The organism is Paludifilum halophilum (assembly GCF_002245355.1).
GTDB classification, from domain to species: domain Bacteria; phylum Bacillota; class Bacilli; order Thermoactinomycetales; family DSM-45169; genus Paludifilum; species Paludifilum halophilum.
Genome location: NZ_NOWF01000005.1, coordinates 256,852 through 271,081 on the forward strand (window position 1 = coordinate 256,852; position 14,230 = coordinate 271,081).

Consider the following 14,230-nt stretch of genomic DNA (forward strand, 5'->3'; position numbering starts at 1 on the left):
TCTCCCTCCTTGACCTTCGGATCAGGAACGTTTGTTCTCATTTCAAGGATACCCAGTTGGGAGGAAGTTGAAAAGAGGAAAATGAAGGGATGCGAAAAGCCGGCCCTGACAAAGGCCGGCTTTGATGGAGGAGCGGATTATGGCTTTCGCGGGTTGAAATACATGATTCGTCCGTTGAATAGATGGAGTTCGGCCTGAAAAGCTTTGGCCAGGTACCGGCAAAATTCGTTCGCTTTGGCGGTATCCCCGTGAGTGGCTCCGTCCGGGACCACCAACTGGATGTAATTGAGACCCTCTTCATCGTCGTTTTTTTCCGAACCGACACCTGCGATCAGATATTTGTAAAGCTTCCCCTCTTTTCCTTTTAATAAAAGCCAGCGGGTGCTTTCCCGGGATTGTTCCTCCATCGTATAGGGGAAGGCGGCATCGGCATATTTCCAACCCAGCTGTTCCCCGGTGTGGGAGGTCATTTCGATATAGCGTTGAAATTCCTTGCGCACATCTTCCAAGGATAAATCCTGTTGCCTTGAACCTTTCACCAGCTTGATATAGGCACTTTTAGCCACCTGCAGTTCACCCCCGGTTATGAAAAGAGATCGCACAACGTGAAATCGCATACACCTTTTATCTTAGCACTTTAGCGAAAGTTTTTACAGACAGCGGATGTTTGTTCGTAAATGGTTGATCAACCCATCTATTTCAAAAAATAAAAATTAAATAAAGGGAATAAACACCTGTCCGTTGAATGGAAAGGGTATCAACCCCGATATAGCCGTGGACAGTTTAAAGGTGAGGTAAAAAAGGTAAAATATTATGAATTATACGTTGTGTTGGAAGAACGCCTGTGATAAACTATTATTTACTCCGCAGAGTGCGATGGGGGATGGATCTGATGCGAAAAGCGGATTTGTTGGATGATCTCCGCGCTGAAATCGGCGTCGTGTCAGACAAATTGGATGGGGATATCGAGAAGTTATATGATTTTTCCATCCGATCCTTATTCGAACAGGTTCCGGACTACCGCTACGCCGGTGTTTATCTCGCGTCGAACGGGCAGTTTCATTGTCTGTGTCGGGCGGGCCATAGCATTCTTTCTTCCGTTGTTCCCTTCGGTCAAGGATTGCATAGCTTGGCCGCCGTCAGAGGCGGAGTGGTCAGGGAGCAAACGGGCAATCGGACGGAAGTGTACGTTCCTTTTTATAGGGGGCACCATCTGATCGGGGAGTTGGTAATCATCGGAGAGCCGGCGAACAGCATCGATGAGGAAGACATCGCCCTCTTTTGCGAGCTGGCCTCCCTCTTTGAAAGCAAAGTGGAGGAGTGCAACCCCTAAGGGAGCCTGAAATCGGCGGGATTGTCTTGAAGAAGTCCGAATTCCCCGAACGGACATATCCTGAAATAAGGAGGGGATCTGGTATGAGTCTATATGAACGGCTGTACGACGAGTCGGAGCAGGCCAATGTCCGCTTTATCGGTTTTATTTCCGAGCACGGCCGGTATGATTTCGGAATTGTTTACACCCGGATGTTTTTTGGGAAACCGCTGGTCGTTTGTATGCAGACCGGACGTTCCTCCCTCCTCGCCTTGGATGATTTGGAAAACCTGGATGATCTCCAGCGCCTCTACAATCTGCGATCGTTGACAGAGGCGGAGGAAGTGTCCGTGTTCCTCCGGAACAATCTGCCGGCCCTCACGTTGGAGGCGGAGGCGGAATCCGGTTAAACGGGAAATATCCATTGTCAAAGCAACGGGGAACTTTGCCAGGTTCAACCCGTTGTTTTTTTATGATGTCATAAAAAGGGCGGTCCCAAAGTGTGGAATCCAAATCCGATGCGTTGACATAATTAGTATGTCATATTATAATCAATGATACATAATAAATGAAGCGCTTTCAACAAAGTTCGCGCGGAGGGGGTACGAGATGGAAGTCATCGTTTGTCAAACGTGCGATGAAATCATCACCTATGTCGAAGGTGACAAGTCCGGGATCCTCTACGGCAAGTGTTCCGGGTGCGACAAGGAGCGCTCTCCTGAAAAGAAATGATACCATTCATCAAACGCGATACAGACACCCTGCAGCTCAGCTGCAGGGTTTATTTTGGCTGAAAAAATGTTTGTCACCGGTGAGGACGGTCTCTTTAAGAATAAATGATGTAAACATGACATCTAATGTTAGTGGCAAGCTGTTTTTTTATGAACGAATGCCCCATCTGGCGACAAAGTTTAGCAGGGTGGTAGGTCGTTCGGAGATCCTTTGTGTTTGTTACACATCCAGCAAGGGATCAAAGCAGAAGTTTGAAGATGTAGAGGGGGTTAACGAATGAGGAGAAGAAGGTGGGTTGGTGCAGTATGGACGATTATGGTATGTTCCGCCCTTGTAATGGCGGGATGTTCGGCTGGCGGTGATACCCCACAGGGGGGTGCCGATGGAAAGATCAGCTTTTACTCCCCGGAAACTCCCGATATGACGAAGGAGATCGGCCGGGCGTATGAACAGGCCAATCCCGGCTCCAATGTGGATGTTCAATACGGGGGGACGAATGTCATCGTCAACCGTTTGATTGCGGAAAAGGGCCGTCCGATGGGGGATCTCTGGTATGGAGGAGGGGGTATTCTGCCCTTTGAAACGGCTGAAGATAAAGGGATCATCACTCCGTACACACCGAAAGGGACCGAGGATTGGCCCGTGAAAAGAAACGGGATCAAGATCCGTGATGAAAACTGGAATTGGGTCGGTGCCGAAGTGTTTGTGTTGGGATTTATCTATAACACCGATAAGGTCGAGAAGGATGAGGCTCCGAAAACCTGGGACGATCTGTTGAATCCCCGGTGGAAGGGAAAGTTTCAGATGTCCAACCCCGCCGCATCGGGAACCGCTACTTTAACGGTGATGAGCCAGTTGATGGAGCGGGGGGGAGAGAAAGGATGGAAATACTTTAACCGATTGGTCAGGCAATCCAATGCCATGCCGGATTCCGGATCCGCGCCCTCCCAGGCGGTGGCCAAGGGAGAAGCGGAAGTCGGTGTCGCCTTTGATTTTATGGCTTATGAAATGCAGGCCCGAGGAGAAAAGGTGGACTTCATTGTGCCGGAAAAGACACCGATTTTGGTAAATCCGGTCTCCTTGGTGAAAGATGGTCCCAATCCGGAAGGCGGGAAAGCTTTTATCGATTTTATGCTGTCCAAGGAGGGCCAGGAGCTGCTGGCCAAATGGTATCACATTCCGATCCGGCAGGACGTGGAGTCGAAGACACCGTTGACATTGGAAAAAGTGATGCCTCACGCCCAAGAGCTGGATGTGGACTGGGCGGTGGAGAACTATGACCGAATCCGTAAGGAATGGAGAGAAAATTACGAATAAGGAGTCCGGATCATGGCCTTTGTAGCAATCCGACATTTGTATAAAGAATTTGACGGGATTCCGGCACTGGAGAATGTTCACCTCGAGATCGAAGAGGGGGAATTTTTTGCCTTACTGGGTCCCTCCGGATGTGGAAAAACGACGACAATGCGCTGTATCGCCGGCTTTGAATCCCCCACTTCCGGAACCATCGAAATCGGTGGGGAGGACGTCAGCCGCATCCCCGCCAATCGCCGAAGCTGCGGAATGGTGTCTCAAAGTTATGCGTTGTTTCCTCATATGACGGTCTTTGAAAATGTTGCCTACAGCCTCAATATCCGCCGGTTTTACCGGGGAGGTTTGAGCGACAGGGTTTCCGTTCTGGCTGGTATGTTGAACCGAAAGTTGGGGCGGGTGAATCGGGAGACGGAGGAAAAGGTGCAGAACTACTTAAAACTGGTGGAACTGTCCCATCTGGGAGACCGTCTTCCGGGGCAGCTCTCCGGCGGGCAACAGCAGCGGGTGGCTTTGGCTCGGGCGTTGATCATGGAGCCGGCGGTTCTGTTGATGGATGAACCGTTGTCCAATTTGGATAAGAAGCTGAGAAACAGTATGCGGGTGATGATTCGGGATATCCAGAAGAAAGTGGGGATTACCACCCTGTTTGTCACTCATGATCAGGAGGAAGCGATGAGCATGGCGGATCGGGTGGCTGTGATGTCTGAAGGAAAGGTGATTCAGGTGGATACTCCTTCGGGGTTATACAGCCATCCGGCCCATTCCTTTGTGGCTGATTTTGTGGGTTCCTCCAATATTTTGCGCGGGGAAGTTTTCCCGGCGGATGAGGGAGAAGGGAGCTGGATTATTATTCCTGGGGAAGTTCGCCTTCGATCCGATTCTCGGAGGGAGAAGGGGGAGGCGATGGTGCTGATTCGCCCTGAAAGCCTCACTCTTCTTTCCTCTGCTGAAGCGGCGGGGCAAGGTGAAAACCGGCTCTCCGGGAGCATCCGGTGGGCTGCATATTTCGGTGCTAAAGTAAGATACGGGGTGGACCTCGGGCCTTTCGCTCTTCAAGTGGATACCGTTTACCGGAGTGGAGAGCCTCTGCTTCAGGAAGGGGATGCGGTAATGCTCACGGTGGAGCCGAACCAGGTGGTGGTTTTATGAAGAAACGCCTGCCGAGGTTTGATGGACTTACCATTCTTCAGTGGACAATTTTTCTCTTTTTTCTGGTTTTTTTGGTCATTCCCCTTTTGTCCATCTTTCTGGTCAGCTTTACTGGTGAACCGATCAACTTGCCGGGCAGTCTGATCGATTCCCGAATTTTTTCAACGACAGTGGAAAAATTGTCCCATGCATCCTTGGAGGGGTATCAGTCCCTATTCGGAGGTTCCCGCTATTTAACCGCCCTATGGAACAGCTTGAAGCTGTCGATGGGTGTTGCGATCCTGGTGACGCTTGTTTGTCTGCCTATGGCTTACGCCTTCGCCCGGACCGATATGCCTTTGAAAAAAACATTTGCCGCCTTGGCGACGGTTCCTCTGGTGATGCCTACCTTTATTTCGTCCTATGCATTTACCTTGATGTTCGGTCAAACGGGGTGGGTGAACCATATCTGGAGGGCCTTCGGGGGAGAGGGCGTTCTGTTTGAAATTCAATCGATGCTGGGGATTGTCCTGGTGCAGATTTTTTTCTTTTTTCCTTATGCGCTTTGGCCGATGGTAGCCGCTTTCAAGACGAGCAATTCCAACCTGGAGGAGGCTTCGCAAAACCTGGGAGCGAAAGGGTGGTTCACCTTTGCGCGGGTGACCCTCCCCCTGGCGGGACCGGGGATTGTGTCCAGTATGCTTCTCGTCTTTACCATCAGCTTTTCCGATTTCGGAACACCGATCATGATGGCTCCCAAAAACCTGAACCTGATTGTGGTGGAAGCCTATCGGGAGATCGCCGGTTTTTTCAACTGGTCGGGTTCAGCCATACTGACGGTCGTCATGGTGCTGGTGGCCGCTTTCTTTTTCTGGATGCAGCGCTTGGTGGTCCGGGGCAAGGAGTACGGTACCATATCCGGCAAGCCGAGCCGAGTGAAGCCGGTGGCGAACCGGGGAGTTCGAACCGGACTCACCTTGTATACCCTTTTCGTCATGATGGTGCCGATCTTGGCGGTGGGCTCCATCTTTCTCTCCTCGATCGCTACCACTTGGGGTTATCAGGCGTTACCCAACGGTTACACCCTGGATCATTATGTGACGATTTTCAGCCGTTCTTCCCAGAATATCCTCAACAGTCTGATCTTAGCTTCCGGTGCCTTGATATTGAGTGTGGTGATCGCTACTTTTGTTTCCTATTTTGTCATTCGACGCGGCTCCTCGGGGCTTGATTTCTTTTCCTCCATCCCCTTGGTGATTCCGGGCATTGCGCTGGGGATCGCCTTGATCCAGACCTTTAACACACCTCCCTTACAGTTGACGGGGACAGCGGCGATTCTGATCATCGCTTATACGATCCGGCGCATGCCGTATATGATCCGCTCGACGATGGGGACGATGATGGCCATTCGAAAAGAGATTGAAGAGGCGGCGGTCAATCTGGGAGCTTCCAATTTGGTGGCGGCGCTGACGGTGGTGGCCCCCCTGATGGTACCGGGGATTTCAGCGGGAGCGATTCTGGTTTTTGTGACGGTGGTCAAAGAGACCAGTATCTCCATTCTGATGGCGCCCACTGACTGGGCTCCGATGAGTTTGGCGGTGTTCCAAAACCTCCTGCGGGGTGAATTTTACACCGCTTCGGCGATGTCGATCCTGATCATCGCCATCGTTGTCGCGTTGCAATCGATCGCCCGGAAAATTACCCGGGACCCATTGTATTGAATGAGGAAAGGGCCGAGCTTATGAGAGGATATATCTTTGACCTGGATGGTACGGTCTACCTGGGAGAGCGTCCGATTCCCGGGGCGGCGGAAACGATCGATACCTTGCGAAGCCGGGGGGACAGAGTCGTTTTTTTATCCAATAAACCGATCGCCACCCGACATTCCTATGTCGAAAAGTTGAACCGGATGGGGATTGCGGCGGAGCTGAAGGAGGTGATCAACTCGTCCCTGGTAGCGGCTCGCTATCTCCGGCGGGTCTGTGTGCCGGGGGACGACCGGGTGTTGGTGATCGGGGAAGTTCCGATTCGGGAGGAACTGGCCGACCACGGGGTCGCCATAACGGAATGTCCTGAGGAAGCTCAATACGTTTTGCTTTCTTGGGATCGCCATTTTACCTATGAGAAGCTGGACCGGGCTTTCCGGGCCTGTCTGAGGGGAGCCATTGTTATTGCTTCTAATCCCGACCGTACCTGCCCGACGGAACAGGGGCCGCTGCCGGATACAGGGGGGCTGATCGGAGCTTTGGAAGGAGTGACCGGAAAGCCGATTGATTGGGTGGCCGGGAAACCTTCCCCGATGATGGCCGCGGCTGCGGTGGAGCAATTGGGGTTGGACTATCCCTCCTGCTTGATGGTAGGAGATCGATTGGAGACGGACATCCGAATGGGAAACGAGACGGGGATGCAGTCAGCCCTGGTGCTGACAGGGATCACTTCTAGAATGGAGGCGGAAGCGTCCGAGGGGAGCCTGCGACCTCAATATATCTTAAACGACATCACCGAGCTCCTTGACTTGTCATAAAGGATTTCCGCCGGCCACTGGCCCTCCCGGTTTGTCGTGTAGAAACTTGGAACATCCGGTTAGCCTTCAAATGTCCCGGTTCTGTTCATCCTCCATAAACATAAAAAAGCCACCCTCGCGGTGGCTTTTCCTGTTTACTCCGTAAAATCCCGAGTCTTACACGAAAAAAGGCCCGTGACGGGCTTTTGGAGCATTTATTTCCTTTCCTTGATGACCTGGACCATCCGGATGTTTGGATCTTCTGTTCCCTGAACAGGTAATCCCGCTTCCAGGTGCTCCAGGATGTAATCGATGTTTTCCTGGGTGATTCGCTCTCCGGGCAAAAGGACGGGGATCCCCGGGGGGTAGATCATGATGAATTCCGCCATGATGAATCCGGCGGACTCACGGAAGGGAACGGTTTCCGTATCCGCATAGAAAGCGTCCCGGGGGGAGATGGCCAGATAAGGGATCTCCGGGATCCGGGCAGGATCGCTTCTCCGCTGTTGCGGGGTATAGAATTGATCGGACAGATCCCGGAATGCTCCGATCAGTGCACGGATACTTTCCCGGTCGTCACCGGGGGTGACCAGACAGAGGATATTATATAGATCACTCAGCTCCACTTCGAGCCCCTGGGTTTCCCGCAGCCATTTTTCCGCGTCGTAACCGGTGATTCCCAAGCCGTTCAACCGAATGATCAGCTTCGTCTCGTCCATGTCGTAAGCGGCCTCGGAGCCGATCATCTCCCGTCCGATGCAGTACAGGCCGGGGATTTTATTGATCTCGCGGCGGGCGTGTTCCGCCAGGTCCAGGGTCCGTTCCAACATCTCTCTTCCCCGGGTGGCCAGGTAGCGCCGGGCTGTATCCAGAGAAGCCAGCAGTAGATAAGAAGTGGATGTGGTGGTCAACATGCTGATGATGGATTGGACCCGCTGTGGGTGAACCCTGGGACCGAGCAGGTTGAGTACGGAACTTTGGGTGAGGGAGCCGCCCAGTTTGTGCATACTGGTGGCGGCCATATCCGCACCTGCCTGCATGGCGGATGAAGGAAGGCGATCGTGGAAATGGGTGTGCACCCCGTGCGCTTCGTCGACCAGCACTGGAATGTCCCATCGATGGACGCACTCCACGATCTCTTGCAAGCGGCCGGCGACTCCGTAGTAAGTGGGATTGATCAGCAGGACCGCTTTGGCATCAGGGTGAAGGCGGAGAACCCGTTCCACTTCCCGCCGGGTAACCCCGTGGGCGATGCCCAAGGTTTCGTCCATGACAGGGTGGACGAAGACCGGATGACCTCCCGCCAGGATGACGGCGGACAAAACGGATTTGTGGACGTTGCGGGGAATGATGATCTTTTCCCCGGGGCCGATGACGGACATCACCATCGTCATGATGGCTCCGCTCGTTCCCTGAACCGAGAAAAACGTATGGTCGGCACCGAAAGCTTCCGCCGCCAATTCCTGGGCCTCCCGAATCACACCGTGGGGATGATGCAGGTCATCCAGGGGCTCGATATTGATCAGGTCGATGGATAAGGCATGATCCCCCATAAAAGACCGGAATTCCGGATCCATCCCTTTTCCTTTCTTATGTCCGGGGATGTGAAATTGACGCGGGTTTTTCGCCGCGTGTTCCTTCAATCGGGTGAACAGGGGGGTTCGATGTTGTTTGGATATCAAGCCGCTCTACCTTTCTGTCGATATTCATGAGGCTCAGTATAGCAAATTGGGCGCGGGTGGGGAAGGATACCCGTCCGGCGATTTCCGAGAAAGACCCGGGCGGATGGATCCGCCCGGGTTTCGTTATGATATATGGTGAATGTCCTTGGTTTCCACTTTGGGGCAAGTGATTCGCTTCTCCTTCCACAAATGGTAACTGAATAGGAACAGGAGGAGAACCGGAAAAGCGGAAGAAAACCGGTACATCGCGCTGTAGCTGGAATGGGCGGCGATATATCCCAGCAGCATTCCCCCGATTCCGATCCCCAGATCGATGGATGAGATGAACATCCCTGTGGCTGTTCCCCGCCGCCGGGGTTCTACCCGGGCGACTGTCCAGGCCAACAGGGTGGACAGGGTGGAACCATAGCCCAAGCCGTAGAGAAAGGCGGCGAGATTCAGAGAGAAAAGGGTGGTGGCGTAGGAGAGTGAGAGCAATCCGGATATCATCAAAAGGGCGCTCGGAAATAGTACCCAGGCAGGTCCTTTTTGATCGAATATTTTTCCGGCCATCGGTCGGGATAACACCACGGCGGCGGCGTTGCTGATGAAAAACCATTCGATCCCGGCAATGCCGGCTTCTTTACCGAATAGCAGGATAAAACTGGCGATTCCTCCGTAAGTGATGCCGCAGAACAGGTTGAGAAAGGAGGGGAGAGCGGCCCGTTTTTCAAACCAAGTCGTCTTCGGGGCCGTTGCTCCCCCGTCTTTCATCTTTTTCGAGGGAGTCGCCGTCATCAGGGTGAAGGGGAGAACCATGGCGGTGAACACGGCCGCTGTGAGCACCAGTGGTTGAAACCCGTGTTCTGTCAACAGCCAGGCACCTGCGATGGGGGCAACGGCCATCGCCAGGGTCTGGGACAGGCCGAAATAGCCCATCCCTTCCCCGATGCGATTCTTCGGAATGATATCCGAAACGATGGTGGTATAGGAAGTGGTGGCGGCTCCCCAACCCAGCCCGTGAAGCACGCGCATCAGGAGAATGAGCCAAACCGCCCCCAACCCGTAAAACCCCGCCGTGGACAGGGCGAGGATTCCCACACTGATCAGAGCGATGGCCTTTCGACTCTTGGTATCCAGCCATTTTCCGATCAACGGGCGGATCAGGACAGCGGACAGAGTGAATAGGCTGATGGTCAACCCCGCCGAGAAATCGTTGCCTCCCAGTTGTTTGATGTATACGGGCAAAGTGGGGGTAAGGGCCTGAAATCCGAGGAAAATCAATAGATTACATGTAGTGATGAGTAAAAAATCTCGGGTCCATAGCCGTTGCTGCAACGTGATTCACCTTCTACTCGAGTGATGTTGTTTATTGCTTTTTCATGTAAAAAAGACCGCCGACCGGCGGAAAGGGTGATTGTTATACACCATCGAACGTTTTTGAACGGGCCATTGCAGGAAAATTCATCCGGTTCACTCAGCTGACGCATCGCCTCGGATGATGCAAGCCAGCTGGCTTGCATCATCCGAGGCTATCTTCTTTTCAAAAACAACTCCTGTAGTTTAACCAAGGATTACAAGTTTGTAAAGGGTAATTTCCAAAAATAGTTAGTATGGATCGATCATCCAGAGGATCATTTCTCCCGGCGAACAGGAATAGAATAAGCAGTGATGCGTGTCGGATATTTCCATTCCCGCACAGATGGATCGATTTTCTGCGATTAAGGGGAGGAGAGAGGAAGGAATTACAGAAGGGACGACCGAAAAATAAAATATATGTTTTTAAAATTTGCAATTGAGGGTCAAATAGGAAGGGTTACTGGCGGGACCTTTGCAGAGGAGGTATAGCGGCCGACATTTTTGATCCACTTTGGCTGAAAGAGGTGAAGCGGATGCCCCAGTTGACTTGGAAGGTGGGAGGAGCCCAGGGAGAGGGGATCGACAGCACCGGCGAAATCTTCGCTACCACCCTGAACCGCCTTGGGTTTTATGTCTTTTCCTACCGTCATTTTATGTCCTTGATCAAGGGGGGACATACCAACTATAAGGTGCGGGTCACCCCGTCCCAATCAGGTTATCACGGAGATGAACTGGATCTGTTGATCGCTTTCGATCAGTCGACCATCGACGAAAACTGGAAGGAATTAAGCGAAGGCGGCGTTCTCATCTATGATTCCAGCCGGATTTCCTCTCCGGATTTTCCCGGCGACAAAAACTTTTTGCTCTGCCCTGTACCGATTACGGAGATGGCCAAAGAAGCAGGGAGTTCGATTATGCGCAATATGGTCGCTTCCGGAGTGACGGCGGCCATGGTGGGACTGCCCCGCCATGCTTTTGATCCGCTGATTGTGGAGCGGTTCGGCAAAAAAGGGGAGAAGGTGGTCGCCAGTAATAAAGTGGCGATTCAGGCGGGATACGATTTCGCTTTGAAACGGTTCGGCCAGCGGAAAGAGCTTCCGCAACCGCAGCCGGAGGAAGACGGAGGCGGTCATCTCTTTCTGTCGGGAAACGAGGCAGTGGCCTTGGGGGCTCTGGCTGCCGGATGCCGCTTTTTGGCGGCTTATCCGATCACTCCTGCGACAGAGATTATGTATACCGCTCTCAACCATTTTCCCCAATACGGGGGAAAAGTGGTACAGGCAGAGGATGAGATTGCCGCCTGCATCATGGCGATCGGGGCCAACTATGCCGGAACCCGGGCGATGACTTCCACTTCGGGTCCGGGCTTTACGCTGATGCAGGAATCGATCGGTCTGTCGGGAGTGACGGAAACGCCGATGGTCATTGTAAATGTGATGAGAAGCGGTCCCGGTACGGGCTTGCCGACCAAGACGGAGCAGTCGGACCTGAATGAGATGTTGTATGGTACCCACGGGGAAATCCCCCGTATTGTCCTGACACCGACGACAGTGACGGAGTGTTTCCGGTACGCGGCGGAGGCTTTCAACCTGGCCGAGACTTACCAATGTCCGGTGATTCTGGCGACCGATCTGTTCCTGGGAATGTCAAAGCAATCCGTCCCGTTTGAGGAAATCGACGGGGTGCAGGTGAGGATCGAACGGGCGTCGAGAATCGGGGACGCGGATTTGGCGGCGATGGGAAATGGGGAATACCGCCGGTATCGGGTGACGGAATCCGGTATTTCCCCCCGGTCGATCCCCGGCCAGAAAAACGGACGGTTCGTGGCGATGAGTAATGAACACGACGAAGGGGCGACGGAGGAGATTGAAGATAGCCGCAACCGGGTGGAACAGATGAGCAAGCGGATGCGCAAGTTGGACGGGTGGGACGTGGATGCCTTCGGCTATGTTTATGATGGCCCGGAAGAATCGACAGAGATCACCCTGGTCGGTTTCGGATCCACTCGTGCCCAAATTGGCGAGGCGGCGGCGCGATTGAGGGAAAGAGGCGTTAAAACCGGCCATTTACAGCTGAGAGCAGTTAAACCCTTCCCGGAGACCTCGGTGTGCCGTTTGTTATCGGGAGCCTCCCGTATCGTCGTTGTGGAAAACAACTCCACAGGACAGCTGGCGGAAGTGATCCGAGCCCGAGTGGGCTTTCACGACCGGATTACCCACTGTCTCAAGTTTGACGGGGATCCTTTTACCGTGCAGGAAATCCTCAATCATTGCAATCGGTCGCAAGAGGTGATAAACGGATGGCGACGATGAAGGACTTTCGGACGGAAAATAAACCGACATGGTGTCCCGGATGCGGCGATTTTGCTGTGTTGGCGGCGTTGCAGAAGGCGGTGGCCTCCTTGGGATTGGAGCCGGAGGAAGTGGTTTGCGTATCCGGAATCGGTTGTTCCGGAAAAATCGCTCAACATTTCGGCGGATACGGATTCCACAGCCTGCACGGCCGCTCCCTCCCGACAGCCACCGGAGTCAAGCTGGGCAATCAGGACCTCACCGTAATCGCCGCCGGCGGGGACGGGGACGGATACGGTATCGGTATGGGTCACCTGGTTCATGCTGTGCGGCGCAATATCGATCTGACTTATATCGTGATGGATAACCAGATCTACGGGCTGACTACCGGACAGACATCTCCCACCAGCAAAAAGGGGTTCCGATCCAAAACTTCCCCTGAAGGAGCGGCGGAGGAGCCGGTGAAAGCCGTGGAGACAGCCCTGGTCAATGGGGCCAGCTTTGTCGCTCAGGCATTTTCCGGAGATGTCAAGCAGATGACGGTCCTCTTTGAGGAAGCGGTCCGCCATCGGGGATTTTCCCTGATTAACTGCTTCAGCCCTTGTGTTACCTTTAATAAAGTGAATACCTATGACTGGTTTAGAGAGAATGTTATCCGGTTGAAAGACCGGGAAGAGTACGATTCCGGAGACCGAGATGCCGCGTTGAGCGTTATGAGGAAGACCCATGGGCTGGTGACAGGGATTCTCTGCCGGGAGGAGCGGCCGGCTTACCACGAAGTCATGACCGGGGCCCATTCCGTTGCCGCCAGTAAGATGGATCTGAATATACCAAGGGAGGATATGAGAGAGATTTTCCACTCCTTCCGATAACCATGGATCGGTTAAAAAACCCGGATGACCATATAGGATCCTCTTTGGATCGACAGTCAAGAGCAAGCTCTTTCTGTCGACACAAAGGGGATTTTTTATGGGGAACGCCGCCTTCAGGGATTCATAGGCTACCTATGAAAGGATCCGAAGGATCATAAAAGAGATGACAATTTGTCGTATAAAAGGAATTGTCATAATGGATTTGTTATAATACAATAATTCATCCAAACCAAAAAACACCCTTCTTTGGAAGAAGGGTAAGGTGGTCATTCAAGAAACCGAAAGTTAAGGTTATCCGGACAGGACCGCCAACCGATAGAGGGGTGACAGCGTTTGAAAGGCTTGTTTGATTTCTGATTCCAGCCGGTCGGCTTCCTGAACAGCCGGATGGTTTCGATCCAATCGAATCCCGCAGAGAAACTCCGCTTTTTTCACATTTTGAAGGCGTTTCAGCACTTTTTCCATCCCGGTTCGGCCCAGCTCTCCGACAGGTGTTGCCTCCGGCCGGGTATGATCCTGAGAGACGACGAAGGAGGAAGGGATGAAGGGGAGAAGCTCATCCATCTGCTCCAAAAAATTTCGGGCAAAGTCGGGCTTGTTCGGACTTTCATAGATCAGTGCGAACATGGCGAACAGATGGGGTTTCCGCATACCGACCTGAAAGTGGGGATGGGCTTTGTATCCCCGTTTCTGAGTCGACCAGGCCACCCAGGTTTCGTCCGGGGGATTCACTGTACGCCGGGCGTGTTTGGCGACGTGGACAAACATTTGTTCACCGGCGAGATCCGACAGGTCGGGGCGGAGGTTTTCCCCCAGGCTTTCCAATTTGGGTCGGATCTGTTCTTTAAGGGCTTCCATCCGGGGTTCCAATCCCGGGATGGAAAAGACGTCAAAATCTTTATCCTGAAACCCTGTCCAACTCATGGTTTTCTTTCACCACCATAAACAAGTTTTCCACCCTATCATATCACAAAGTTTTATTCCTCAAACCTGATAACCGGGGAGACCGGGGAACCCTTATTTTCATTTAGGGTGGCACCGTGACCGATCATCGGAGA

At 53.0% G+C, this 14,230-nt stretch carries 13 protein-coding genes; 9 read left to right on the forward strand and 4 right to left on the reverse strand.

Annotated features, from left to right (window positions below; genetic code table 11):
* Nucleotides 1–137: 137 nt before the first annotated feature.
* Nucleotides 138–617 carry a DUF1885 family protein gene (locus CHM34_RS10125; protein WP_094264475.1) on the reverse strand — a complete coding sequence of 160 codons (480 nt, stop codon included), beginning with the start codon at nt 615–617 and terminating at the stop codon, nt 138–140.
* Between the two features lie 275 nt (nt 618–892).
* On the opposite strand from CHM34_RS10125, the gene CHM34_RS10130 reads away from it, so the two are divergent.
* The 7 genes from CHM34_RS10130 to CHM34_RS10160 all read left to right on the forward strand — a co-directional run bounded on the left by CHM34_RS10130 (nt 893) and on the right by CHM34_RS10160 (nt 7,010).
* The gene (locus CHM34_RS10130) at nt 893–1,333 is read left to right on the forward strand and encodes a hypothetical protein (RefSeq protein WP_094264476.1); all 441 of its coding nucleotides are present in this window, start codon (nt 893–895) and stop codon (nt 1,331–1,333) included.
* An 83-nt stretch (nt 1,334–1,416) separates the two neighbouring features.
* Nucleotides 1,417–1,722: a DUF3055 domain-containing protein gene (locus CHM34_RS10135; protein ID WP_094264477.1), complete on the forward strand. Its 306-nt coding sequence runs from the start codon at nt 1,417–1,419 to the stop codon at nt 1,720–1,722.
* Nucleotides 1,723–1,921: 199 nt separating this feature from the next.
* Nucleotides 1,922–2,044, forward strand: coding sequence for a GapA-binding peptide SR1P (locus tag CHM34_RS10140; RefSeq protein WP_094264478.1), 123 nt, complete (start codon nt 1,922–1,924; stop codon nt 2,042–2,044).
* Between the two features lie 276 nt (nt 2,045–2,320).
* Nucleotides 2,321–3,361 (forward strand): extracellular solute-binding protein, encoded by a 1,041-nt coding sequence (locus CHM34_RS10145; RefSeq protein WP_094264479.1) that lies wholly within the window; start codon nt 2,321–2,323, stop codon nt 3,359–3,361.
* Between the two features lie 12 nt (nt 3,362–3,373).
* Nucleotides 3,374–4,507 carry an ABC transporter ATP-binding protein gene (locus CHM34_RS10150; RefSeq protein WP_094264480.1) on the forward strand — a complete coding sequence of 378 codons (1,134 nt, stop codon included), beginning with the start codon at nt 3,374–3,376 and terminating at the stop codon, nt 4,505–4,507.
* A complete protein-coding gene (locus CHM34_RS10155) occupies nt 4,504–6,207 on the forward strand; it encodes an ABC transporter permease (RefSeq protein WP_094264481.1) in 1,704 nt (567 codons plus the stop codon). Before CHM34_RS10150 ends, CHM34_RS10155 begins: the two co-directional genes overlap by 4 nt.
* Before the next feature lie 20 nt (nt 6,208–6,227).
* On the forward strand, nt 6,228–7,010 hold the full coding sequence (locus CHM34_RS10160) for an HAD-IIA family hydrolase (protein WP_094264482.1): 783 nt from the start codon (nt 6,228–6,230) through the stop codon (nt 7,008–7,010).
* A gap of 194 nt (nt 7,011–7,204) precedes the next feature.
* Here CHM34_RS10160 and CHM34_RS10165 read toward each other — a convergent pair whose 3' ends face one another.
* Together CHM34_RS10165 and CHM34_RS10170 are read right to left on the reverse strand one after the other, a co-directional pair.
* Nucleotides 7,205–8,668: an aminotransferase class I/II-fold pyridoxal phosphate-dependent enzyme gene (locus tag CHM34_RS10165; protein ID WP_094264541.1), complete on the reverse strand. Its 1,464-nt coding sequence runs from the start codon at nt 8,666–8,668 to the stop codon at nt 7,205–7,207.
* A gap of 126 nt (nt 8,669–8,794) precedes the next feature.
* The gene (locus tag CHM34_RS10170) at nt 8,795–9,988 is read right to left on the reverse strand and encodes an MFS transporter (protein ID WP_169713687.1); all 1,194 of its coding nucleotides are present in this window, start codon (nt 9,986–9,988) and stop codon (nt 8,795–8,797) included.
* Nucleotides 9,989–10,542: 554 nt separating this feature from the next.
* On the opposite strand from CHM34_RS10170, the gene CHM34_RS10175 reads away from it, so the two are divergent.
* Both CHM34_RS10175 and CHM34_RS10180 read left to right on the forward strand, forming a co-directional pair.
* Nucleotides 10,543–12,321: a 2-oxoacid:acceptor oxidoreductase subunit alpha gene (locus tag CHM34_RS10175; RefSeq protein ID WP_094264484.1), complete on the forward strand. Its 1,779-nt coding sequence runs from the start codon at nt 10,543–10,545 to the stop codon at nt 12,319–12,321.
* The gene (locus tag CHM34_RS10180; RefSeq protein WP_094264485.1) at nt 12,309–13,172 is read left to right on the forward strand and encodes a 2-oxoacid:ferredoxin oxidoreductase subunit beta; all 864 of its coding nucleotides are present in this window, start codon (nt 12,309–12,311) and stop codon (nt 13,170–13,172) included. Before CHM34_RS10175 ends, CHM34_RS10180 begins: the two co-directional genes overlap by 13 nt.
* Nucleotides 13,173–13,463: 291 nt before the next feature.
* Here the strand turns inward: CHM34_RS10180 and CHM34_RS10185 are convergent, their stop codons facing one another.
* A complete protein-coding gene (locus CHM34_RS10185) occupies nt 13,464–14,096 on the reverse strand; it encodes a YktB family protein (RefSeq protein WP_094264486.1) in 633 nt (210 codons plus the stop codon).
* Nucleotides 14,097–14,230: the final 134 nt, after the last annotated feature.

Bases quoted from the DNA above. Each gene is read 5' to 3' on its own strand.
- CHM34_RS10125 (WP_094264475.1), bottom strand. From the start codon at position 617: ATGCGATTTCACGTTGTGCGATCTCTTTTCATAACCGGGGGTGAACTG.
- CHM34_RS10130 (WP_094264476.1), top strand. From the start codon at position 893: ATGCGAAAAGCGGATTTGTTGGATGATCTCCGCGCTGAAATCGGCGTC.
- CHM34_RS10135 (WP_094264477.1), top strand. From the start codon at position 1,417: ATGAGTCTATATGAACGGCTGTACGACGAGTCGGAGCAGGCCAATGTC.
- CHM34_RS10140 (WP_094264478.1), top strand. From the start codon at position 1,922: ATGGAAGTCATCGTTTGTCAAACGTGCGATGAAATCATCACCTATGTC.
- CHM34_RS10145 (WP_094264479.1), top strand. From the start codon at position 2,321: ATGAGGAGAAGAAGGTGGGTTGGTGCAGTATGGACGATTATGGTATGT.
- CHM34_RS10150 (WP_094264480.1), top strand. From the start codon at position 3,374: ATGGCCTTTGTAGCAATCCGACATTTGTATAAAGAATTTGACGGGATT.
- CHM34_RS10155 (WP_094264481.1), top strand. From the start codon at position 4,504: ATGAAGAAACGCCTGCCGAGGTTTGATGGACTTACCATTCTTCAGTGG.
- CHM34_RS10160 (WP_094264482.1), top strand. From the start codon at position 6,228: ATGAGAGGATATATCTTTGACCTGGATGGTACGGTCTACCTGGGAGAG.
- CHM34_RS10175 (WP_094264484.1), top strand. From the start codon at position 10,543: ATGCCCCAGTTGACTTGGAAGGTGGGAGGAGCCCAGGGAGAGGGGATC.
- CHM34_RS10180 (WP_094264485.1), top strand. From the start codon at position 12,309: ATGGCGACGATGAAGGACTTTCGGACGGAAAATAAACCGACATGGTGT.
- CHM34_RS10185 (WP_094264486.1), bottom strand. From the start codon at position 14,096: ATGAGTTGGACAGGGTTTCAGGATAAAGATTTTGACGTCTTTTCCATC.